Annotated in this window: 23 protein-coding genes; 10 read left to right on the top strand and 13 right to left on the bottom strand. The window is 43.7% G+C overall.

What is annotated here, in order from left to right; genetic code table 11:
- Positions 1–27: 27 nt before the first annotated feature.
- The 9 genes from MKY84_RS03385 to MKY84_RS03345 all read right to left on the bottom strand — a co-directional run bounded on the left by MKY84_RS03385 (position 28) and on the right by MKY84_RS03345 (position 8584).
- Positions 28–378, bottom strand: coding sequence for a YolD-like family protein (locus MKY84_RS03385; protein WP_342527748.1), 351 nt, complete (start codon positions 376–378; stop codon positions 28–30).
- Between the two features lie 62 nt (positions 379–440).
- Positions 441–1430 (bottom strand): hypothetical protein, encoded by a 990-nt coding sequence (locus tag MKY84_RS03380; protein ID WP_342527747.1) that lies wholly within the window; start codon positions 1428–1430, stop codon positions 441–443.
- On the bottom strand, positions 1427–1765 hold the full coding sequence (locus tag MKY84_RS03375; RefSeq protein WP_342527746.1) for a PadR family transcriptional regulator: 339 nt from the start codon (positions 1763–1765) through the stop codon (positions 1427–1429). The genes MKY84_RS03380 and MKY84_RS03375 overlap by 4 nt, the downstream gene beginning before the upstream one ends.
- A gap of 447 nt (positions 1766–2212) precedes the next feature.
- Positions 2213–3325, bottom strand: a complete 1113-nt coding sequence (locus tag MKY84_RS03370; RefSeq protein ID WP_342527745.1) for a GGDEF domain-containing protein — start codon at positions 3323–3325, stop codon at positions 2213–2215.
- Positions 3326–3622: 297 nt separating this feature from the next.
- Positions 3623–4954 (bottom strand): TrkH family potassium uptake protein, encoded by a 1332-nt coding sequence (locus MKY84_RS03365; protein WP_342527743.1) that lies wholly within the window; start codon positions 4952–4954, stop codon positions 3623–3625.
- A 23-nt stretch (positions 4955–4977) separates the two neighbouring features.
- A complete protein-coding gene (locus tag MKY84_RS03360; protein WP_342527742.1) occupies positions 4978–5643 on the bottom strand; it encodes a TrkA family potassium uptake protein in 666 nt (221 codons plus the stop codon).
- 102 nt (positions 5644–5745) lie between these two features.
- On the bottom strand, positions 5746–6219 hold the full coding sequence (locus MKY84_RS03355) for a GyrI-like domain-containing protein (protein WP_342527741.1): 474 nt from the start codon (positions 6217–6219) through the stop codon (positions 5746–5748).
- 93 nt (positions 6220–6312) lie between these two features.
- Positions 6313–6912, bottom strand: coding sequence for a trimeric intracellular cation channel family protein (locus MKY84_RS03350; protein ID WP_342527740.1), 600 nt, complete (start codon positions 6910–6912; stop codon positions 6313–6315).
- A 73-nt stretch (positions 6913–6985) separates the two neighbouring features.
- Positions 6986–8584, bottom strand: a complete 1599-nt coding sequence (locus MKY84_RS03345) for a diguanylate cyclase (RefSeq protein ID WP_342527739.1) — start codon at positions 8582–8584, stop codon at positions 6986–6988.
- 142 nt (positions 8585–8726) lie between these two features.
- Between MKY84_RS03345 and MKY84_RS03340 the strand changes: the two genes are divergently transcribed.
- Positions 8727–10157 (top strand): MFS transporter, encoded by a 1431-nt coding sequence (locus MKY84_RS03340; protein WP_342527738.1) that lies wholly within the window; start codon positions 8727–8729, stop codon positions 10155–10157.
- A gap of 97 nt (positions 10158–10254) precedes the next feature.
- Positions 10255–10656 (top strand): hypothetical protein, encoded by a 402-nt coding sequence (locus MKY84_RS03335; RefSeq protein WP_342527737.1) that lies wholly within the window; start codon positions 10255–10257, stop codon positions 10654–10656.
- A gap of 1 nt (position 10657) precedes the next feature.
- Here MKY84_RS03335 and MKY84_RS03330 read toward each other — a convergent pair whose 3' ends face one another.
- The 3 genes from MKY84_RS03330 to MKY84_RS03320 all read right to left on the bottom strand — a co-directional run bounded on the left by MKY84_RS03330 (position 10658) and on the right by MKY84_RS03320 (position 12199).
- On the bottom strand, positions 10658–11353 hold the full coding sequence (locus tag MKY84_RS03330) for a DUF1287 domain-containing protein (protein WP_342527736.1): 696 nt from the start codon (positions 11351–11353) through the stop codon (positions 10658–10660).
- Positions 11354–11440: 87 nt separating this feature from the next.
- Complete coding sequence (gene mscL / locus MKY84_RS03325; protein WP_342527735.1) at positions 11441–11827, bottom strand: large conductance mechanosensitive channel protein MscL; 387 nt, start codon at positions 11825–11827, stop codon at positions 11441–11443.
- Positions 11828–11908: 81 nt separating this feature from the next.
- The gene (locus MKY84_RS03320) at positions 11909–12199 is read right to left on the bottom strand and encodes a hypothetical protein (RefSeq protein ID WP_342527734.1); all 291 of its coding nucleotides are present in this window, start codon (positions 12197–12199) and stop codon (positions 11909–11911) included.
- Positions 12200–12540: 341 nt separating this feature from the next.
- Here MKY84_RS03320 and MKY84_RS03315 point away from each other — a divergent pair, with 341 nt between their 5' ends.
- The 7 genes from MKY84_RS03315 (at position 12541) to MKY84_RS03285 (ending at position 19246) form a co-directional block, all read left to right on the top strand.
- Positions 12541–13869 (top strand): hemolysin family protein, encoded by a 1329-nt coding sequence (locus tag MKY84_RS03315; protein WP_342528846.1) that lies wholly within the window; start codon positions 12541–12543, stop codon positions 13867–13869.
- A gap of 41 nt (positions 13870–13910) precedes the next feature.
- Positions 13911–15245, top strand: a complete 1335-nt coding sequence (locus tag MKY84_RS03310) for a hemolysin family protein (protein ID WP_342527733.1) — start codon at positions 13911–13913, stop codon at positions 15243–15245.
- Positions 15246–15347: 102 nt separating this feature from the next.
- On the top strand, positions 15348–15746 hold the full coding sequence (locus MKY84_RS03305; RefSeq protein ID WP_342527731.1) for a (4Fe-4S)-binding protein: 399 nt from the start codon (positions 15348–15350) through the stop codon (positions 15744–15746).
- An 11-nt stretch (positions 15747–15757) separates the two neighbouring features.
- A complete protein-coding gene (locus tag MKY84_RS03300; RefSeq protein ID WP_342527729.1) occupies positions 15758–16033 on the top strand; it encodes a GNAT family N-acetyltransferase in 276 nt (91 codons plus the stop codon).
- A 56-nt stretch (positions 16034–16089) separates the two neighbouring features.
- On the top strand, positions 16090–16455 hold the full coding sequence (locus MKY84_RS03295; RefSeq protein WP_342527727.1) for a metalloregulator ArsR/SmtB family transcription factor: 366 nt from the start codon (positions 16090–16092) through the stop codon (positions 16453–16455).
- 132 nt (positions 16456–16587) lie between these two features.
- On the top strand, positions 16588–18699 hold the full coding sequence (locus MKY84_RS03290; protein ID WP_342527726.1) for a heavy metal translocating P-type ATPase: 2112 nt from the start codon (positions 16588–16590) through the stop codon (positions 18697–18699).
- Between the two features lie 70 nt (positions 18700–18769).
- Positions 18770–19246, top strand: coding sequence for a hypothetical protein (locus MKY84_RS03285; RefSeq protein WP_342527724.1), 477 nt, complete (start codon positions 18770–18772; stop codon positions 19244–19246).
- 82 nt (positions 19247–19328) lie between these two features.
- Here the strand turns inward: MKY84_RS03285 and MKY84_RS03280 are convergent, their stop codons facing one another.
- Positions 19329–19829, bottom strand: coding sequence for a GNAT family N-acetyltransferase (locus MKY84_RS03280; protein WP_342527723.1), 501 nt, complete (start codon positions 19827–19829; stop codon positions 19329–19331).
- A gap of 216 nt (positions 19830–20045) precedes the next feature.
- Between MKY84_RS03280 and katG the strand changes: the two genes are divergently transcribed.
- Entirely contained in the window at positions 20046–22274 is a 2229-nt protein-coding gene (katG, locus tag MKY84_RS03275) for a catalase/peroxidase HPI (RefSeq protein WP_342527721.1), read from the top strand.
- The last annotated feature ends 29 nt before the right edge of the window (positions 22275–22303 follow it).

The following is a 22303-nucleotide window of genomic DNA, read 5'->3' as shown; positions in this document are numbered from 1 at the left end:
GCAGGAAGTGGTTTTTTGACGGCTTTGTCAGTCGAGCAACGTAACATCCACAATGTCTTCAAGAGCATAGGCTGTCGTATTGAAAGGATCTTCAACATACAATTGGCGGCGCACTGCATCAATATGTTTGATCTTGCCACCCCGTATATGAAATTCTCCATTTCGCCAATACTTCAGCTTCACTTCTGCATCCTGTGCTAGTGCGAGACCAATGGATTCTTCTAAGTGGCGCAAATCCCATTCATCCAACTCAGGTCGTTTCACCTTGCCTTCATTGGCAATGTAGTCACGAATGATAGCAACATGCTCTGGTAACATCATAGCCGTCCATTTGATTTTTCCCCGATCGCGAATCCGGGAAGGGTCAGGTCTTTCCATCCTCGTCACCTCCTCCATCATTCACCACCAGTATAGAACAAATGTTCGTTTTTATGCAATGGTTATTTTTTCTGGTGACGAGGTACTCGTGTTTTCATGAACCCATCTACCACATCTGTTGTAGCAATTACGATGAAACTAATTAACAGTGTCCAAACAGCCCAACGTTTCAACGATTCCGTTTCTGCAGTCGTTTGACCAAGGAGTTCGCCGAACTGGGTAAGTGCTTCTTGTGAAAACAGCTCTGGATGCGTCAAGAACAACACGGTACCGATGATCCAAAATAGATTAAACACAAGATTCCAGAAAGCCATTGGAATGGTCCAAAACCCTTTTACCCATTTGTAAATACCGAAACCTACCTCCACAGCAGCAAGTGCAATCACAGCTGGTAAAAAGAATCGAAGCGCTTCTTCATTTAATAAAGGCAGGGATTGGTCTTCCCAGTAGAGACGTATGAGATTAGAGGCATTGAGATAGATTCCTACCCAAATAGCTGTCCAGACAAAGCCTCCGATGAGAGAGGCACGTGAAATCTGACGCTTTTTTAAAGTGACTGGTTTTAATTGACTGGGATCCCATTTGGATAACGGAATCGTATCACGGGATGAACTATACCGTTCAATCAAAGCAAAAACGAGGCCTACCCAGAAGACAGATTGAATTCCAGCTGCCAGCATCGAACCTACGATTTGCAAAATCCCTTGAATGATTCCTTGTCCCCATGAAAATTCCTCAGAGAAATCGACAATCACACCGAGCAATGCAGTGAGTCCGCTCACTATGAGCGCAATCGGCAAGACAATTTTAAGGATAGAAATAAATGTCGGATACAGCGCCGGTCCAATCAAATGAAGAGGTCTTTCTAGATAACGGGATGCGAGTAGCACTGGATCGCCAAGTTGACGGAGCGCTTCAAACAATTCTTCCTGGGAAGGCGTGTCTGATGTCATATCAGCTATAGTCGATTCCAACTCCAGCGCCACGTCTTCACGCATCGTTTGAGGTAAGCGACGAGTCACTTCAGCGATGTAAGCGTCTCGGTACATCATAGGCTTGTTCCTCCTTCTAGTAAGTTTTGTAGATTCAAGGACATCTGCTTCCACTCCCTGTAAAGCTCCTCCAGCACTTGATGCCCTTGCTCGGTCAGCACATAATATTTGCGAGGTCTGGCTTCGGTCGTATCCCAAGTACTTGACACAAGCTGTTGTTTTTCAAGACGACGAAGTAAGGGATACAAAGTGCTTTGGTCAATGGATACGGACGCTTGTTCAAGTGCCTGCACAAGTGAATAGCCATATTGGGGTGTTTTAAGCTGGCTAAGAACGGCCAAGATTAGTGTCCCTCGGCGCAATTCTGTTACCAGAGGACTGATCTGTTCGGACATAGGAAACCTCCTTTACTCTATACTGTATTACATACACTATAAGTTGACACACATCATTTGTCAATTTTATAAAAATTAAAAAAAGCGAGACAAAAAAATCAGCAAGTTCTCTAGGGTGAATTCCAGAGAATTTGCTGATTTTTCGTCTATATTGAGTTCCGTTCCGGGGCTGCGTTCCGTGGGCGCGCTGTGTCTACAACTCAATGGAATCGAGTTGCGAACGTCAGAAAGACGCTCCAAAAGCAGTCGCACCAACCGAGGCCAAGAGCGCCTCACTTGGCACGCCTGATTTTCTCGGACTTTCTAGCGTGACGTTCTCCACATCTAAGAGGGGTCTCACATTCCGACTTTTGATCCCACTGGAGTCAACCCCTACACTCCACTCAACTTTCTAACTAGTGAGTTCTATTACTATAGCTTGTCCCAACCTCTTGAAAAGTTAAGTGACTATTTTAAATTCTGTACAGTGACACGGTTCCGTCCTTTATCTTTCGATTGGTAGAGTGCTTCATCTGCACGGGCTATCAAAATCTTTTCACTTTCATAAAGTCCAGGAACCATCGTCGACACCCCAAGACTCACAGTTAATTTACAGACTGGGTGATACCCTAGATGTTCAATGTTAAGTCCCATAATCTTATGACGAATCTCTTCTGCCAACTCCCTAGCCTCTGCAGCAGACTCGACAGGTAAGATCACCGCAAATTCTTCTCCCCCATAGCGCGCAGGCATAGCCGGACTCTTCACAACTCGTTGTAACACTTGAGCGACTCTTCGTAAGCAAGCGTCGCCTTCAAGGTGTCCATAAGTGTCATTGAACGACTTGAATGCATCAATGTCTAACAGAATGAGCGACAGTGGCTTGTTTTGCTGACGGGCATCTCGCCATGTTTCTTCTAGACGTTCATCAAAGGCTCGGCGGTTTGGAATTCCTGTCAACGCATCATGAAGCGATTTATAGATTAACGCTTTCTGGCTTCTTTCTACGCGGAAGCTATGCATAAAAGCGAAGAAGATTAAAAATGTTAGGGCTGACACAATTAAAATTACCCAACGCGCTGAATTCGAGGCTGCTTCACTTTCATCGAATGCATTCGCTATAATCACATCACTATCTGACTGTATTTTGGAGTCAACCATACGCAATCTATTCAAATTTAGCACTTGAGAATTCCGTACTTCATTGGCACGATCCACTTCGCCATTTTGAATCCGGAGTATTTGTTCTCTATGAAACGATTCCATTTCAGAAATAATAGGAAGCGCTTCATTCGAAATAATGTCATTCATGATGGGATGGGACTGATCGAGTTCTTCAATTGTATTCAGCACGTCATGCATACGAGCATTCGAAATCTCAAACTGTTGCAGAGAAAGGGCATCTTGCAAGTAAACATAGTTCCGAACAGATAGCTCTTGATCTATCATGAGTGGATAGAGCTGACTGGCTGTATTGGAAAGCGGAATAGCTTCGTCTGCCACTTTATCCGTTTGATGTTCGATATTGACAAATGCGATATAGCTCCAAATACTTGTAAAAAGCAAGGCAAATAACGCCACTAAAAGATATGTTTGAAGTTGTGATAGCTTCCATCTCAGAGTACGCCCACCCTTCTTATCAAAGTATTAGTCTCTCTTATCATACGAATAATGTCGAATAAAGTCATTCCACAAAATGTACTTTTCTTACTATTCAAATAATTAGAACTATGTTCAGTCACCGTCCACCTTAACAACTAAAGACTTAAGGCCAACAAATGAAGTAGTTTTAAGAAAATTCCAAAAGCCATCGTTTTAAATGCCTATTCTTAGTCCTCATAACTACAAAGTTAGAAAACAGGTAAATCAATAGACCTATTAACCTGTATAAACTTGATCGTATGCATACCGGTAATGGCGATCTTTTGGACGTGCGAGTAAGTAAAATAACGTCAAAGGACCAATTCGTCCAATAAACATGGCGAGTGAAATAAGAATTTTTCCCGCATCTGAAAGGTCTGCTGTGATCCCCATCGATAATCCTACTGTTCCAAATGCAGAAACGACTTCAAAAAGCAGGGGATCAAAGGCACTTTTCTCCACAATTGTTAGTAAGAAAAATAACAAGCCGACTGTGAATAGGCTGATGACCGTAATGGCAAATGACCGCATGACCACTTCCCGTTTAATGGTTCGACCAAAGATGAAGGGTTCTTCATCGTTCCGGAAAAAGGCTAATGTGGCGAGAATCAAGACAATAAAGGTGGTTAATTTAATTCCCGATGCGGTAGAAGCAGTTCCTCCCCCAATAAACATTAATAAAAGGGTAAGCATCAAAGAAGAATCGGTAATGGTCGCGTAATCTAATGTATTGAAGCCAGCTGTTCTTGGCGTCACCGCTGCAAAATAAGCGTTACTCCATTGATGAAGTGGCGCTAAGCTACCAAGCGTCTGTGGGTTTTTAAATTCTAAAAGATAAAATAGCACCATGGCACCTGTGTTAATGACCAACGTTCCACTGATCATTAGTTTTGTATGTAAGCTCCATTGACGAAACTGTTTCTTTTGCACAATTTCCAACACGACAATAAATCCGATACCCCCAATAATAAATAGACTGCTAATAAGAAATAGGGTGAACGGATCCTGTTGAAAACCTATGAGGTTGTCTGAGAATAGTGAAAATCCAGCATTATTAAAAGCAGAGATGACATGGAACACCGCCAAATAGCTTGCTTCTCCTAGCGGAAAGCGTTGGCTCCAATGAAGCGTCAATAAAAGAAAAGCGGCTAATTGAACACTGATCACAAAAACAAAAATCGCTTTTGTTAATCGCACCATACCTCCCACTGAAGATTGGTTATAAGAATCTCGCAGGAAAATTCGCTGCTTCAGTGAAATTTTCTTTTTCAATACGATTAAAATGGCAACAGAAAATGTCATCAAACCGATGCCACCAAACTGCATCAAGAACATTAAGACGACTTCTCCAAAGGTTGTGAATGTCGCCGCTGTATCTGCAACACCCAGTCCTGTTACCGTCGTTGCAGAAGTGGCAAAGAAAAGTGCGTCTATAATCCCTAAATCCCCTGTATGAGCAATTGGTAAACTTAGTAAGATAGTGCCTATCAAAATAGTAATTAGAAAACTAAGTGCAATAATAGCTGCTGGTGAATATCCACGCAAATTCATAAATTGCCAAATTTTCATCCTGTTCGCCTTCTTCTAATAAATTATGAGCCCTGCTCATCAAATTTTTCTATATCTGTATTTTTACCAATGACCACTATTAAATCATTGGCCTCTACTTGTTCTTCTTCTGAAAAGCTTAAGATGGTCTTATCACCACGTTGTATGGCCACCAAATTCACGTTGTACTTTCGCTGCAAATCCAGTTCAGATAATCGCTTCCCAATGGACCGGTCTGTGACTTTGATTTCTGCAATACTGAAGGAATTGGACAATTCAATAAAATCAATGATCTTTGAAGAGTGCAAATTGTGCGTAATACGCTTTGCCATGTCACGTTCTGGATGAATAACGCGGTCTGCCCCAATTTTCTCTAAAATTTTCCCGTGATTCTCGTCGTGTGCTTTTGCCCATACTTTGGGAATCCCTAATTCCTTGAGCACCATCGTGGTCAATACACTTGCTTGGATGTCTTCCCCGAAAGAGACAAAAGCATGGTCAATATTTCGAACCCCAAATGCGCGTAAGGTTTTCTCATCATACCCACTAGCCACAACCGCATGCGTGGCGAATTGACTGTAATAATCGACTCGTTCAGGATCTAAATCAATCGCCAATATCTCTTGTTTCATTTCAGCAAGCTCTTTTACAAGACTTCCACCGAATCGACCTAGACCGAATACCGCGAATGTCAAATCTCTATCTTTCATATGGGTTCCACCTTCGTTCATTGAATAGAGATACCGTACTCCTCTGACAACCCTTTGTCAACGAAAAAAAGCATTCCCTATGCTAGATAGGAAATACTTTGATTATGCATAAATTTGTTGATCTACGATTTTTGGTTTTACGCGGCTAAATACTTCAACCCGCTTATCGTCACCTGTAATCGTGTACCGTTCAAATATAGTGGACAGGCTATCATACATTTCAGCCATAATCCAATGATGACGCATTGTTTTATAAGTTAATTCAATTTTTGCGCCTTTTTCTCCAACAAAATAAGTTCCGCTCGGCAATTCACAAAGAGAAAATTCTTTATGTACTGGAAATCGATGAGGAACAGGATAACCGATGACCCATTGCTGGTCGCTATCCGCCTGTTGATTTGGAGCACTAAGAGCAATAACTTCTTCAGTCCCTTGAAGACTCAGGTACCGCTGAAGAGAAACAAGCTGTTTCATGATTGCCTTATTTAACTTGATGAGTTGACTTTGTTCTGAAGGAACCGATACAGCAATTCCGACCATGTAACTGCGTTCTCGCTTTACTAAACGGGCTTGCATCGAACCACTCCTTCTACAGCATCCTTAGACAAGATTCTACCTAAGTTTACCATGAAGTAGGTCTTTTTACTATTTTTAACCCTTTTACGTAGTTTAGGCTGATAAGTTACGGATAGGAAGATTCCAATTAAAGCGCTGTGAAAGTAGCCGCAAAGCTAATATTGCACCAAAGACAAAATAGAGTTGTATATCTGTCGTAATCCAGTCCATTCCGATAATAAAGCCAGCCATGATCGCCCACAGTAAGTAGACTTCTTTCGTGAAGACACTTGGTCTCTTTTGAGCAAGGACATCCCGAATGATTCCTCCCCCTGCTCCTGTGATCGAAGCTGAGAACATCACCGCCAGTAACGGCATATCCATTGATTGTGCCGCCATTGCACCTTGTACCGCAAAAGCTGACAGACCGATCGCATCAAAAATCGACCATTCTTTCATATGAAAAATAAAACTTTTTGGCAACAGGATAAAAAGAGTCATAGCAATCAATGCAATAATGAAAAGAGAGGTTTGTTGCCAGACATCTGCCACAGGCAACCCAATCATCAAGTTCCGTACCGCTCCGCCGCCAAAAGCGGTGATCAATCCTAATATATAAATACCAATAATGTCATATTTAACTTCCATGGCAACGAGCGCACCACTGATACAAAACGCCAGTGTTCCAATTACATTCAATACATCCCAAACCACGGGGCATTACTCCTCTATTGATCACTCGTGAAAGGTCAGACCTTAAAAATTCACTCGTGCAATCATACCATAGTTAGTGAGAAGTAGGAATGAAAAAGCGAAGGTCATTCTTGCCACTTTCTTTTACTTGGTAAAGAGCCGCATCCGCTTCGGCCAAGACATTCTCGAGGGGCACATTGGATTTCCACTCTTGTCCCCCTGCACTGACTCCCACTTTAGCCAATTGTCCTTCTAATTCATAGGGTTCGGTTATTTTCTTCATCAAGTGTCGTGCTTTCTCTTCCACCTGTGAGAGTGTTCCTTCTGTGATGAAAACAAACTCGTCTCCACCAATCCGTGCGACAAAATCATTTTCTACCAAAAAGGCTTTTACTCTTTCAGCAAGTTGAATCAATAATTCGTCTCCTGAGTGGTGACCAAGTGTATCATTGACCTCTTTAAAGCCATCCAAATCCAGATAAAAAACATATTTGCTCTCTGGCGTGACTCCTCGTTTCAAGGATTCAAGTGCTCTACGATTCGGAAGACCTGTTAAAAAGTCTCGAGACGCCACTTGTTCCATAGTCCCGAGTTGTTGATGTGTGTCCTTGAGTCGCTCTACCATATTGTTAAGCGATAAGGACAGGGATTCGAATTCTGCGATTCCCTGTTGCACGGGAATGGCCTCACGTTCACCCGAACGCAATTTATCTGCCGCCAAGGACAGCTCGCGAATCGGTCGCATCAAGCGATTTGCGAACAACCACCCAAAGGCCCCAGCCAGAAGCGCTAACAAGCTCCCAATCAACAACAAATTTCGAATCAGTTCATTCGAGGGCTGAAAGGCGATTTCTGTTGGCTGTCTGGCAATAATCGTCCAGTCCAACCCTTCATAATCGAGATACCCATCTGTTTTAATGACTGCCGTCACATATTCTCCTTCCCCTTCCCATTCATCCTGTCCCCACAAGGCAGAATCATCGCTCAATTGCTGTACCGTAAAAGGCATTCGCTTTCCTATCCATTGCTGTGGACCTAAGAGAATGAGTTGATCTCTTCCACTTACAACAAACAATTCGATTCCCTTATCCGCAGCCAAGGGAGCCATCACTTGCTCCTCTACGCCACGTGCCCATTCCCAACTAAGGTGAGTAGCAAGCACAGGACTTGGTGTCTGTGCACTCAGAGGTAGGCTGATGTCTACAAACTGCATGACCTCTCCTGTCGGGTTAGGTAAAAGCTCTGCTAATAAAACGGCTTCGTGTACATCTCCGATGAAAGGTTGTTGTTGAGCCTCTTGATAAACAGGACGTTCTGCGATAGAAGCTCCTTCTAAAATTTCATCTGTCGCAGCAATAACTGTTCCTTCTCTGTCCGTTAAGCCAATCCAAGAAAACATAGGAAATGTTTCTTTAAACTGATTGATCAACTCGCGCGTACGAGTTATATTTTCAGGATTTCGGAACGGTTCTAGTTGAGCTAAAATTTCCACCTCACCATAATGGGCCCACATATGCTGATCCAGTTGGTCTCCCATAGTTTCTGCTGTTACAACTAAGGCGGTGCCACTTTCTTCACGTAAGTTTTGGGAAGATTGCCAGCCTGCTACACTAATTACGATTCCAATAATAAGCAAGCTCATCAAACTAAAAACAAGACTGTACAATGTATGTAATTTTCTAGATCTTTTCACGGGGGTTCACCTCTATTTTATAGCATACCAAAAGTCGCAGGAGAAACGTTTGAATTTCGTAACTTGCCCCAACATTTTTTTTATGAAATACTGAAAGCAGATCAAGAAAGAAGGGTTTTCGTTGCTACGAGACAAACCGTATTTGCCCATTCGACTATTCCGTTTTTTAGGTCTTGCCGATGGCGTATCTTTACTTATATTATTAGGCATTGCGGTGCCACTTAAATATTTCGCAGATATGCCACTAGCCGTCACCTATGTTGGCTCTATTCATGGAGCTATTTTTATTGCTTACGCGGTGTCTATTGTCATCGTTCAGTTAACAGTTGGCTGGAAAGTATACTGGAGTTTACTCGCAGTTGCTGCAGCTTTTGTTCCAGGTGCCAATTTTGTATTGGATCGTGCAGTCAAAAAGCGAGAGGCCACCTTTCAGATACGTGCTTTCCCTGTCTTATGGATTGTCTATGCTATTATTTTCTTCTCGTTCATGGACCTCTTTGCCCAACTTCCCATCATGAGTACTTTTGCGACAAGTTTAGGCGCCTCGACACTCATTGCCGGTATTGCAGTCGGTATGTATTCCTTCTCAAATACAGGAGGAAATTTGCTCGCTGGCATTTTGACGGACCGATTTGGACCCTATCGATTACTACTAATAGGTCTTGCAGGTACAACCGTTATGTTAGGCGCTTACTCTTTTGTTGAAACGCCTGAGATGTTATTGGTTGTACGATTTCTTCATGGTTTCATCGGAGGGTTCATTGTCCCAGCAGCCTTTACATTTGTAGCAAATCAAAGCCGTTTAGAAGAGGCAGGAAGTGAAAATGCCATCACTGGAGCTTTTGTGGGAGCAGCCGCCATTTTAGGACCTGCCTTTAGTGGCATTATGGCAGCACAGACTTCGGCTCCCTTTGTCCTTCGCACCGTAGGACTATTTGGAGGGATCTTGTTACTTGCTGCACTAGTTTTACTAAGGGGACAATTGTTTGCTCGAACTACTGAACGTGTAGCACATTTGCCTTTTCATCCCGCTTTGGTAGTAGCGTTTGGTGGGGCTTTCTTACTGATGTTTTCGCAAGGTGCTCTCGCCTATCTCTTGCCTTTACGTGTTGAAGAGCTTGGATTCAGCTCTAGAGTTAGCGGAACATTACTTAGCGCGTTCGGCCTAACAGCCGTTCTGGTATTTCTCTCTCCCGCAAGACGCTTATTCGACAAGTGGCCAGCTGTGGTAAATTTCAGAATCGGTCTCCTGCTGATTGCAGCGGCGCAATTTGCGCTGGGCGTCGCAAATGACATTGTTGCTTTCTATCTCATTTTGATGATCTATGGCATTGGCTTTGCGTTTACATTTCCCGCTATTAATGTCTTTCTTTTTAAAGGAACGACCAATTGCAATCGAGGAAGAGCTTATGGCTATTTCTATGCCTTTTTTTCATTAGGAGTCGTACTTGGTTCTTCAGGTCTAGCGGTTGTAAGCTCCGACATTTCTGTACTGTTCACTAGTACCGCTGGCGCATTGGTCATTGGCGCTTTGTTTGCAGGGTTCCAAGTTGGTCGTCAAGCAAAAGAGTAATCCTACGAGGACTGCTCTTTTTTTCTGGGAAAGAACTTGTTGTTCTAGCAACCTCGTGATAGAATAGAACAAATGTTCTTATTGAGGAGTGATGAAATTGTTGTATTCAACTGACCGTGTTCACCATCCTGCTTTAAAACCTATCGCTCAAGAGCTTCGCCAGCTTGCAAATTCGTTTGAAAGCTATGCATATGAAGAAGCGCATTTCTCATCCGCTGCCTTTCATCGCCTTGTAAGTGAAAAGACCAAAGAATTAGCTCTTTTAATCCGGCACGGTGTAGATCCTGTACTGTATGCAGGTGAAGTAGTGCGTGGCTCAGACGGTTGTCTGTACATCGAGGATACAACTTTTTGTTTAGAATCTGGGCTTTCTCTCACTTACTGGTCACAGTCAGAACAACGTCACATTCCCTCCCGGCTTGCCTACTACAATCGACTGTTCCTTGTCGACCGTCCGCAGTTGCAAGTAGAGGGGTTGCATATTATTGTACGAAAATGAGTTATTCAGCTCCAAACTTCCAACGGTAGTGTCCAGCAATCGGCTGTTTATAAGACGACAGCTTGATTTCTGCTGCAAATGGGGGCATGTTATGAATCATATAGGGCGTGCCATCTTTTGCACGCTTATCTGATATAATTCCCGCATGGTCTGTCCCTTCTAAGAAAATCACAATGTCTCCAGGTTGCCACTCAGCCAAATTGTCGAGATCTCCTGCAATCAAGTCGGTCGTCAAAGATTCTGCATGTCTTTCTAAGAATGCATACTGATTCGGGACACGTCGAAAATCAATATTCGGGTCCGGAGTTCCTTCCGTTCGAGGATAGGCTTCTACATTGGCAGCAATATCTGCATCCATTTCATCTTTCAATACAATATCTGCACCTAATAATCCGCGCCAAATAACATCCGTACACACACCTTCATCGTCCGGTGGATAGCCTCCTCCGTAATAGGCGCTCTGGTAAGTTGTGCGATTTTCTACTTCGACACGTGCAGCCGCCACAATATCAAGTTGATCCGTGATCCCGTTGCCATTTCGGTCCGACCAAACTGTTCGGTCTTCCACTTCTACCCGAGGAGCAAATGGGTTATCCAATGTCACGCCGAGCGTTTGTAAAATCACCCCACCCCGAAACATGACACTGAACAACACAAGAGTAATTAAAATTCCTACTACTAAATAGCGCTTTTTCATCGTTTCACCTCTTACTTATCTAGGACGTCGATTTTCTCAACAGGATAGAAAAACCGCCTGGAGATGTCTTTTTCCAGGCGGCAGTTTTTAACGCATTGTATTTTGTTGCTTCAATAAATCGCGAATCTCAATCAATAATTCTTCTTTAGAATCAATAGTTGGGCCCTCTTCAGGTTTGATTTCCTCTTTACGTTTTAGCTTTCCGAGCATCCGGACAAATAAGAAAATAACGAACGCAATGATCAAGAAATCAATGACGGATTGAATAAAAGCACCATAAGTAACCTTAGCATCGCCAACAGTTACCGCGAGTCCTGAGAAATCAATGCCACCCATCACGAGCCCAATCAAAGGCGTGATAATGTTTTCCACTAAGGATGCCACAATTTTTCCAAAAGCTGCTCCGATTACTACAGCAATTGCTAGCTCCAAGACGTTCCCTTTGAATGCAAAAGCTTTAAAGTCGTTCCACATGCGTCTTCCCCCCCTATCCGTATAGTTATTGCTTTTGATTATACGGAAGGTTAGTACGAATGTCTAGAGACTTTCAAAATTCTACAAACTAGACTCCTCAAGCTTTTTTTCCAATAATGTCACGAGCTTTTTTCGCTGCCAAGCTTCATAGCGGTCCTTGGACAACTTGTCCCGGTTCATACAGCCGATTACTTTTTGAAGTTGCCCATCCGTTTCAATGAGTTGTCGTGATTGGTCGTCATTCCAATACAACTGAAACCATATTTTTTGACGCAAGGCTTCTATGTTTTTTCGAACTTCACGGTCCGAAACATCTTTAAATAACGACAGTGTGATAACTGATACAAGACTGGCAACGTGAATAAGAGTCACCATATTTTTCACCTCAATTAGATTGATACTAGAGTGTACGTTTTTCTGAGATAAAGGTTTCACCTTATATATACATGACATTCTACTGTACGCGTAATTTCGAATATGGTAAAGTAGTCTTAATTTGAAAAATTGGGGGTGCTCTACTTGGGAAGGATATTTTCCGTTCTGGTGAAATGGCGAAACTAAATCGAACCCGCATTTACCAAACACGTTTATTCGGCCTGCTCTCAACAGACACCTGCCATTTACGCACGGAACGCTAGGCACGGTAGTACATAGTTGAAGTGGCTCAAACTACAACATACATTTACGGAGGTGTCACCCTTTTAGGGGACCTATTGGACAGTAGTATATTATGGCTAAACTTAGGATTGGTAGCTTTATTGATTGCACTCACAGCATTCTTTGTAGGATCGGAGTTCGCAGTCGTTAAAGTTCCTATGTCACGACTTGATCAATTAATTTCAGAAGGTAATAAAACCGCAGAACTTGCAAAACGCATAACTATCGACCTTGATTACTACTTGTCTGCGTGTCAGCTCGGAATCACCGTGACTGCACTTGGACTTGGATGGTTAGGAGAACCAACAGTTGAAAGACTGTTACATCCCGTATTTGAAAACTTTGATATCGGCGAACCCGTTATCTCAGTTTTATCCTTTACGATTGCGTTCGCATCGGTAACATTTTTACACGTTGTCATTGGAGAACTTGCGCCAAAAACGCTTGCCATTCAATACGCTGAGAGAATGACACTGCTATTTGCAAAACCTTTGTATTGGTTCGGAAAAATTATGTTCCCGTTCATCTGGATATTAAACGGTTCAGCACGTCTGTTATTGAGAGCATTTGGAGTAAAACCTTCTCCCCATGAGCTAGCACACTCTCAAGAAGAATTGAAAATCATTATGACGCACAGTTACCAAAGTGGTGAAATTAACCAAACAGAACTGGCTTTCATGCAAAATGTATTTTCATTCGACGGACGAGTTGCCAAAGATTTAATGATTCCACGCACAAAAATGGAAACCGTTTCTCTTGAATCCACACGTCAGGAATTAATTGCTTTCTTTAGTGAACACCAGTTTACACGTTATCCAGTAACTGAGAACTTTGATAAAGATCATATTATCGGCTACATGAACGTAAAAGAGATGCTTACGGCACTTGCTACGAAAAAAGAGCATGGCATCGAACATTTCATAAAAGAGATACCCGTTATAGTCGAAACGACACCGCTTGTCGAGATTTTCGATTTAATGAAAACAAAGCAATCCCACATCTCGTTAGTTGTAGATGAATTCGGCGGTACTGCTGGAATTGTCACTCTTGAGGATTTACTTGAAGAAATTGTCGGGGAAATCCGGGATGAATTTGATGAAGATGAAGTCGATGAAATTCAGGAAATCGGTGAGAATGTTTACTTAGTACAAGGGCGCGTTTTGCTCGATGAACTAAATGAACGCTTCCAACTACAGTTTGAAGATGCAGAAAACATCGATACACTTTCTGGCTGGATGCAATCTCAAAAGCTTAATGTAGAGATGGGTGATGTCATCGCAACTGAGACGTTCTCTGTAGAGGCCGTTGAAGTGGAGCAACATCACATAGAGGCTGCCCGTTTGCAGCTGATCCCGAAAGCACCTGAACTATCCGAGGAACTTTAATCAATTTCATTTAATGGAGGTGTCACCCGAAAGGGGACCATTTGGACTTAGCCATAGCATTCAACTTATTTATGATTGTCTTTTTAATTGCTGCCACCGCATTTTTCGTCGGTTCGAAATTCGCCGTTGTCAAAGTGCGTTCATCCCGATTAGATCAGCTGATTGCTGAGGGAAATAAAAACGCCGTATTGGCCAAAAAAGTAACTTCAGACTTAGATTATTATTTATCTGTCTGCCAATTAGGTATCACAGTTACAGCTTTAGGACTTGGTTTTTTAGGAAAACCGACAGTTGAATTACTTCTCTATCCAGTTTTTCAACAGTATGACTTACCTGCTTCCTTGATATCTATCATTTCATTTGTGCTCGCTTTTTCCTTTGTCACATTTTTGCATGTCGTTGTTGGTGAATTAGCACCTAAAACTCTAGCCATTCAATTTGCAGAGCGCATGACACTTTTATTGTCACGCCCACTCTACTGGTTTGGTAAAGTGATGTTCCCGCTGATCTGGTTCTTGAATGGATCTGGTCGCTTATTATTGGGCTTGTTCGGTGTCAAACCAGCCGGCCACGATACAGCGCATTCAGAAGAAGAACTCAAGATCTTGATGGCTCAAAGTTTCAAGAGCGGCGAATTCAATCAAACTGAGCTTGCTTTTATGCAAAACATCTTTGCTTTTGATGAGCATATCGCACGTGATCTCATGGTACCTCGCACAAAGATGGAAACTATCGATATCACAACGACACACGAAGAGATGCTTCAAGAGTTTGAAGAACATCAATTCACGCGTTACGCCATCACGGAAGATTACGATAAAGACAAAATTATTGGCTATATCAATGCAAAAGAAATTTTACTTGAAATCGCAGCCGAGACACTTCAAGATTTCTCGAGTTATGTGAAAATACTCCCTGTTGTGTCTGAAAACACACCACTTGATAAAACATTTGCCACGATGAAAGCCAATCATGCGCACATGGTTCTTGTAGTGGATGAATACGGCGGAACGGCCGGAATGCTTACTTTGGAAGATGTTTTGGAAGAAATCGTCGGCGAGATTCGGGATGAATTCGATGCAGACGAAGTCGACGACATTCATCAAGTCGCGCCTCGTCAATACGAAGTGGATGGTCGCGTGTTACTTTCTGACTTAGAAGAACGCTTCTCCCTTCATTTCCAAGACTCTGAAGACATTGAGACGATTGCCGGTTGGATTCAAGCTCGCTCTTTAGAAGTGCAGCTAGGTGATACATTTGTCGAACCCGGATTCGAGCTTCGTATCATTGAATTTGAACAAAATCATGTAGAACGTATTCTCATGACTCTTCCTGATCTTCCTTCTACATCTGAACAAACAGAAGAACAAGAATAATCTTAGCCAGCAACCTTTTGGAGGTTGCTGGCTTTTTGTATAGTCAGAACAAAACATGCTACACTAATTGTATGAAAAATCTGACTATGAGAGGTGTCGAGAATGGAACCTAAAGAATACGTAAGCTCTGACATCAATGTGTATTTCACACCTGGGTTGTGTATCCATGCTGCTGAATGTGTGAAAGGCTTACCCTCCGTATTTAACACAAAGAAACGTCCATGGATTAATCCTGAGAATGGCGTTGCTTCTGCTATTGCTGAGATTGTTGAACGCTGTCCAAGCGGAGCTCTTCAATATATTCGGCATGACAATGTACGCGGCGAATTGCCAGAAGTTCCGACAATTGTGAATGCTCACACCAATGGGCAGCTAGAAATGCGGGGAGATCTTCACTTCACTCAATATGAACAACCTATTGTAACTTACCGTGCCGTCGTGTGCGGGTGTGGTCAGACCGGAAATTCCCCTTTCTGTGATAAAAAAGGCAGTTGCCAATAAGGAGCGATTTGATGGAAATTAAACACGATAACAATAAATTCTATGTCGGAGAAGACAGCGAGAACACATTAGCAGAAGTTCATTATGTTCCGACTGGTGCAACAAAACTCATCGCGGACCATACTCATGTGGATGATTCCTTACGCGGGGAAGGTGTCGGACAAAAATTAGTCGAAAAGCTCGTAGATTACGCACGTGAACAAAATTTAAAAATCGTCCCTCTTTGTCCATTTGTTAAAAGTCAGTTTGAGAAAACGCCCGCTTATAAAGATGTATGGAACAAGTAACACGTCTTGTTTTGTTATACTAATGGAAAGAGTCATAAAAAGGATGCGATTTAGGAATGAACCAGCAACTGAAGAAACTTTCGCCCGACAGCTGCGAAGTAGAATGCACACACCCCGAGGTCGTCAAAAGGGTTTCGCCTCTCATAGCACAAGTAGAGGGTGTTGAAACGATTTTTAAAGCTCTCTCGGATGCAACACGAATGAAAATTATTTATGCCTTGACCCAAGAAGACGAACTTTGCGTCTGCGATGTAGCTGCCATCATTGGCATCTCCACTGCTACCGCTTCACACCACTTGCGTTTGTTACGCACGATGGGCATTGCAAAAAATCGTAAACAAGGAAAACTCGTCTATTATTCGGTCAAAGATCACCACATTACTGATTTAGTGAAAATCGCTATTGAACATCATAACGAATAATTATTACTCCAGCTTAAACAAGCTGGAGTTTTTTCATTCAAACGGATATTTGAATGACATTGACACATTCTAAGAACAGGCATATACTAAAGTCAATCAAACGTTCATTTGAATGTAAAGGAAGTGACTGGCATGTCTACACAACCTCATATCTACCGTTTAGAAGGACTTTCCTGCACGAATTGTGCAGCCAAGTTCGAAAAAAATATTAAAGAGATACCCTCTGTCGAAGATCTTCAATTGAATTTTGGTGCCTCAAAATTGACGGTGACAGGGAATGTGACCATCGAACAGCTTGAAAAAGCCGGTGCTTTCGATGGTATACGTGTATACGAGGAATCTTATCGTCCCGAGCTTGGAGAAAAACGTTCATTTTGGTCTTCCCGTGAAAACCGGGCAACTGTCTCTTCGTTCGTATTTCTACTGGCCGCCCTTTTCATTGAATTTGGCACGGCAGCTCCAGGTTGGGTCCCAATTGTATTCTATGTAGCAGCAATCGCCATAGGTGGCTTCTCTCTGTTCCGAACAGGCCTTGCCAACTTGATCCGTTTTGAATTTGATATGAAGACGTTGATGACCATTGCGATTATTGGTGCCGCGATTATTGGGGAATGGCAAGAAGGGGCAGTTGTCGTGCTGTTATTTGCACTCAGTGAAGCACTTGAAGGCTACTCGATGGACAAAGCACGTCAATCTATCCGCAGTCTAATGAACATCGCGCCTAATTCTGCAACGGTCCGAAGAGGCACCGAACTTGCCACTTTAGATGTAAACGACATTCAAATTGGCGATACGATGTTGGTGAAACCAGGTCAAAAGATTGCGATGGACGGAATTGTAGCAGTGGGTGAATCTTCTATCAACGAAGCGGCCATCACTGGTGAATCTATGCCGAAACACAAACAAATCGGCGATGCTGTATTTGCGGGCTCTTTGAACGAAGAAGGATTTTTAGAAGTGACGGTGACCAAACGTGTTCAAGATACGACTATCGCCAAAATCATTCACTTAGTAGAAGAAGCACAAGCCGAAAAAGCTCCTTCTCAACAATTTGTCGACCGTTTTGCCGCCTTTTACACACCCGCCATTTTGCTCGTCGCCTTACTCGTGGCCACACTCCCTCCTCTCGCATTTTCCGGAGATTGGTCAGAGTGGATTTACAGAGGGCTGACTGTTCTTGTCGTCGGCTGTCCATGTGCCCTAGTTGTTTCAACACCAGTAGCCATTGTCACCGCTATCGGAAATGCCGCAAAGAATGGTGTTCTCATTAAAGGCGGTGTCTATCTCGAAGAGCTTGGTCGTATTCAAGCTATTGCTTTTGATAAGACCGGAACGTTATCAGAAGGTCGTCCAGCAGTAACGGACGTCATCACTTTTCATTCGTATACAACTGAACAAGTTATCGCTTTAGCTGCTGGAATCGAGCAGTTTTCTCAACACCCACTAGCTTCTGCAATCGTCCGGTATGCGACAGATCAAACTATCGCTCCCGTTGCTACGACTGGATTTCGCTCTCTGACAGGAAGAGGAGCTTATGCTGAGGTAGACGGCCAACAGGTCAAGATTGGTAGTCCTGCACTATTTGGCGAACATGAGGAACTCTCACAGTCATTATGCGAAACAATTTTGTCCTTACAACAAGACGGAAAAACAGTTGTCGTACTCGGAAGTGAAGACAAGATTTACGCATTGCTAGCAGTGGCAGACCCTGTTCGAGAAGTCAGCGCCTCTACCATAAGCCGGTTAAAGGCCATGGGTATGCAACGACTTGTCATGTTAACAGGTGACAACGCTGTAACGGCACAAGCCATCAACCGGAAACTTGGCCTCGATACAGTCGAAGCCAACTTACTACCTGAGCAAAAACTCGAAAAAATTCGCGCTCTCCAAAAAGATCACGGCTCCGTTGCGATGGTCGGAGATGGCGTGAATGATGCCCCTGCGTTGGCAAGTGCCACTGTGGGAATTGCGATGGGTGGTGCCGGAACCGATACGGCTCTTGAGACAGCAGACGTGGCTCTATTAGCTGACGATTTAACGAAGTTGCCTTATACAATGGAATTAAGCCGGAAGACACTCACAATTATCAAACAAAACATTGGCTTTGCCTTGGCTCTCAAAGTGATTGCTTTGCTACTCATCATTCCGGGCTGGCTCACACTGTGGATGGCAGTTCTTGCAGATGTCGGATCGACCGTCTTGGTTGTATTGAATTCGATGCGTTTGCTTCGGGTGAAGGAATAACATGCGTTTTAAAAGGGTTCGCTTGATTGCGAATCCTTTTTTTAGTGGGGTTTTACTAGCAAGGGCTTGAGTGTTAAGGGCTTTTCTAGTTATCGGCTGGGTTTTGGCGAGTATCGGCGGCTTTACGGGAAGTATCGTGGCTCTTTTCCCCGCTATCGACGTTTTCTTTCTCAGCGACCACTGTATTGGCGGGATTCTAGCGAGTATCGGCGGCTTTGCGGGGAGTATCGTGGCTCTTTTTCCCACTATCGGCGTTTTCTTTGCCCGCGACCGGTGTATCGGTGGGATTCTAGCGAGTATCGGCGGCTTTGCGGGAAGTATCGTGGCTCTTTTCCCCACTATCGGTGTTTTCTTTGCCCGCTACCGCTTTATCGGCGGGATTCTAGCGAGTATCGGAGTCTTTGTGGGAAGTATCGTGGCTCTTTTCCCCCACTATCGGCGTTTTCTTTGCCCGCTACCGCTTTATCGGCGGGATTCTATCGAGTATCGGCGTCTTAGTGGGAAGTATCGTGGCTCTTTTTCCCCACTATCGGCGTCCACCCTCTAAATTAATCAAAAAAAGCCTTAAGCCGCATCTCCGGAACTTAAGGCTTTCCTCTATTGAATTGGATTGCTTATGAGATTTCTAATCAAACGCCTTCTGCATCTACTAGTAGTTCCATCCGAATGGTTTTTAACAAATGCCCGTCGAAGTCTTCTTCGAACTCGCGCACGACTTGGAAGCCCTTTGCCGAGTAGAAAGATAAGCCCGACCAGTTTTCTTTCTCGACATTAATGAACACGGATTGAATGCCGTCGAGTTCTGCAATGCCTCGGTGTAAAAGAGCCGAACCGATACCTTTGCCCTGGTACTGGGGATGCAAGTAGATGGCGGCAAGTTCGGCTGAGTGATCGTCCTGTACATTCGAATAGTTGGCAAATCCGACAATCCGCCCCTCTGCTTCTGCTACGAGAAACAATGAATGGTTCAACCGGCGCTTTAACTGATCTGGATTGTAAGCTACCTTTAGAAAATTGGCTTGAACATCCAAGGGAATGATGGCTTCATAGGTCGTATTCCAAGACGTTTTTGCCACTTCTTGTACAGCCGAAATGTCCTCATCTTTCATACGACGAATGCTAATTGTCATAATGCATCTGCCTTCCTGCTCGTGTTAGCATGTAGTTGCTTAATTATACCATTTCACTCCCTTAATTTGAGAGTTAAAAATAAATCTCGATTTACGACCTTCTCGCTTCAAATCCAAAGTCTTATTTAGTATAATTACAAAGTGAGAATGATTCTCTTAGAGTCATTTGAAGGACAACCATTTTTCACGATCTGAATCAAAGGAGGAGAATTGAGAATGGAAAACAACAATCAAAATCCAGGACACACAGCTGCCGGGGACGGACAGTGCCCAGTAACAGGATTGGGTGCAGGTCATAAAGACAGCGCAATTACTACTTCTAAGAAGCCTGGCGGTACAAACAACAAAGACTGGTGGCCAAATATGCTCAACCTGAACATTTTGCGCCAGCACGACACAAAAGCAAATCCGTTTGGGACTGACTTCAACTATAAAGAGGAGTTCTCAAAGCTCGATTACGACGCTTTAAAAGAAGATCTTCGCAAATTGATGACAGATAGTCAAGACTGGTGGCCAGCAGATTATGGCCATTACGGCGGTCTTTTCGTCCGTATGTCATGGCATGCAGCGGGTACATACCGTGCCTTCGACGGCCGCGGTGGCGGAAACACAGGAAACCAGCGTTTCGCTCCACTAAACAGCTGGCCGGATAACGTCAACCTAGACAAAGCACGTCGTCTACTTTGGCCAATTAAACAAAAGTACGGAAACAAAATCTCTTGGGCTGACCTTCTTTTGTTAACAGGAAACGTGGCACTTGAGTCGATGGGCTTCAAAACATTCGGTTTCGCAACAGGACGCGAAGACGTATGGCACCCAGAGGAAGATGTCTACTGGGGGAATGAAAAAGAGTGGTTAGCAGATAATCGTTACTCAGGTGACCGAGAACTCGAAAATCCTCTTGCTGCGGTTCAAATGGGTCTGATCTACGTTAACCCAGAAGGACCAAACGGCAAACCAGACCCACTGGCTTCTGCTAAAGATATCCGTGATACATTCGCACGTATGGGAATGAACGATGAAGAGACAGTTGCGCTTATTGCCGGTGGTCACACATTCGGGAAAACGCACGGTGCTGGCGATCCATCACAAGTTGGGGACGATCCAGAAGCAGCAGACGTCGAAAACCAAGGTCTAGGTTGGTTAAGCTCACACGGTTCTGGTAAAGGCCGTGACACGATTTCTTCAGGTCTCGAAGGCGCTTGGACAGCAAACCCTACACAGTGGGACAACGGATTCTGGGTACAACTCTTTGAATACGATTGGGAATTAACAAAGAGCCCAGCCGGTGCATACCAGTGGATTGCGAAAGACTTAAAAGAAGAAGATAAAGCTCCAGATGCGGAAGATGCAAACAAAAAAGTACCGACCATGATGTCGACCGCTGATATGGCACTTAAAGTGGATCCGGATTACGAGAAAATCTCTCGCCGCTTCTACGAAGACCATGCAGCATTCGAAGATGCATTTGCGCGTGCTTGGTTCAAACTTCTTCACCGCGACATGGGACCAAAAGATCGTTACTGGGGACCTGAAGTTCCACAGGAAGACTTGATTTGGCAAGATCCAACTCCAACAGTAGACTACACACTGTCTAACGAAGAGATTGCGGATCTTAAGGAAAAAATTCTTGCTACAGACCTTACTGTAAGTGAACTTGTGAAAGTTGCTTGGGCTTCTGCTAGCACATTCCGTCACACAGATATGCGCGGCGGTGCAAACGGTGCACGTGTCCGTCTTGCTCCACAACGTGGATGGGAAGCAAACGAGCCACAACTTCTTGAAAAAGCACTGAAGATCTACGAAGAGCTTCAAGGCACTTTAGATAAAAACGTAAGCCTTGCTGACCTAATCGTTCTAGGTGGTACTGCAGCAGTAGAAAAAGCGGCGCATGATGCTGGCTTTAACATCGTTGTACCATTCTCACCAGGACGCGGTGATGCAACAGAAGAGCAAACAGATGCAGAAAGCTTCGAAGTACTTGAGCCAATTTCTGATGGTTTCCGTAACTACCAGAAAGCTGAGTATCAAACAAGCCCAGAAGAAATGCTTGTTGATAAAGCTCACCTTCTTGGCCTAACTGCTCCTGAAATGACAGTTCTTGTTGGTGGACTTCGCGCACTAGGTGCAAACCACGGCGACACGAAGCACGGCGTATTCAGTGAAGAATCTGGCAAGTTGACGAATGACTTCTTCGTGAACCTACTGGATATGAACATCGAATGGAAACCAGCTGGCTTTAATCAATACGAAGGTCGTGACCGTAAGTCTGGCGAAGTAAAACGCACAGCGACGCGCTTCGACTTAGTATTCGGTTCAAACTCTATCCTACGCTCACTTGCTGAAGTATATGCACAAGATGACAACAAACAAAAGTTTGTTAACGACTTTGCAAAAGCTTGGGTAAAAGTGATGGATGCTGACCGTTTCGACTTAAAAAACTAAAAAACACAAAAGCACGTGACTTCCTTTTA

The organism is Chryseomicrobium sp. FSL W7-1435, assembly GCF_038595005.1.
GTDB lineage: Bacteria > Bacillota > Bacilli > Bacillales_A > Planococcaceae > Chryseomicrobium.
The sequence above is the reverse complement of the archived record's forward strand: the minus strand, read 5'-3'. Positions and strand labels throughout refer to the sequence as shown.

Coding starts and splice junctions, on each gene's coding strand:
- MKY84_RS03385 (WP_342527748.1), bottom strand. CDS start 378: ATGGAAAGACCTGACCCTTCCCGGATTCGCGATCGGGGAAAAATCAAA.
- MKY84_RS03380 (WP_342527747.1), bottom strand. CDS start 1,430: ATGATGTACCGAGACGCTTACATCGCTGAAGTGACTCGTCGCTTACCT.
- MKY84_RS03375 (WP_342527746.1), bottom strand. CDS start 1,765: ATGTCCGAACAGATCAGTCCTCTGGTAACAGAATTGCGCCGAGGGACA.
- MKY84_RS03365 (WP_342527743.1), bottom strand. CDS start 4,954: ATGAAAATTTGGCAATTTATGAATTTGCGTGGATATTCACCAGCAGCT.
- MKY84_RS03360 (WP_342527742.1), bottom strand. CDS start 5,643: ATGAAAGATAGAGATTTGACATTCGCGGTATTCGGTCTAGGTCGATTC.
- MKY84_RS03355 (WP_342527741.1), bottom strand. CDS start 6,219: ATGCAAGCCCGTTTAGTAAAGCGAGAACGCAGTTACATGGTCGGAATT.
- MKY84_RS03330 (WP_342527736.1), bottom strand. CDS start 11,353: ATGAAAAAGCGCTATTTAGTAGTAGGAATTTTAATTACTCTTGTGTTG.
- mscL (WP_342527735.1), bottom strand. CDS start 11,827: ATGTGGAACGACTTTAAAGCTTTTGCATTCAAAGGGAACGTCTTGGAG.
- MKY84_RS03305 (WP_342527731.1), top strand. CDS start 15,348: ATGGAACCTAAAGAATACGTAAGCTCTGACATCAATGTGTATTTCACA.
- MKY84_RS03300 (WP_342527729.1), top strand. CDS start 15,758: ATGGAAATTAAACACGATAACAATAAATTCTATGTCGGAGAAGACAGC.
- MKY84_RS03295 (WP_342527727.1), top strand. CDS start 16,090: ATGAACCAGCAACTGAAGAAACTTTCGCCCGACAGCTGCGAAGTAGAA.
- MKY84_RS03290 (WP_342527726.1), top strand. CDS start 16,588: ATGTCTACACAACCTCATATCTACCGTTTAGAAGGACTTTCCTGCACG.
- MKY84_RS03280 (WP_342527723.1), bottom strand. CDS start 19,829: ATGACAATTAGCATTCGTCGTATGAAAGATGAGGACATTTCGGCTGTA.
- katG (WP_342527721.1), top strand. CDS start 20,046: ATGGAAAACAACAATCAAAATCCAGGACACACAGCTGCCGGGGACGGA.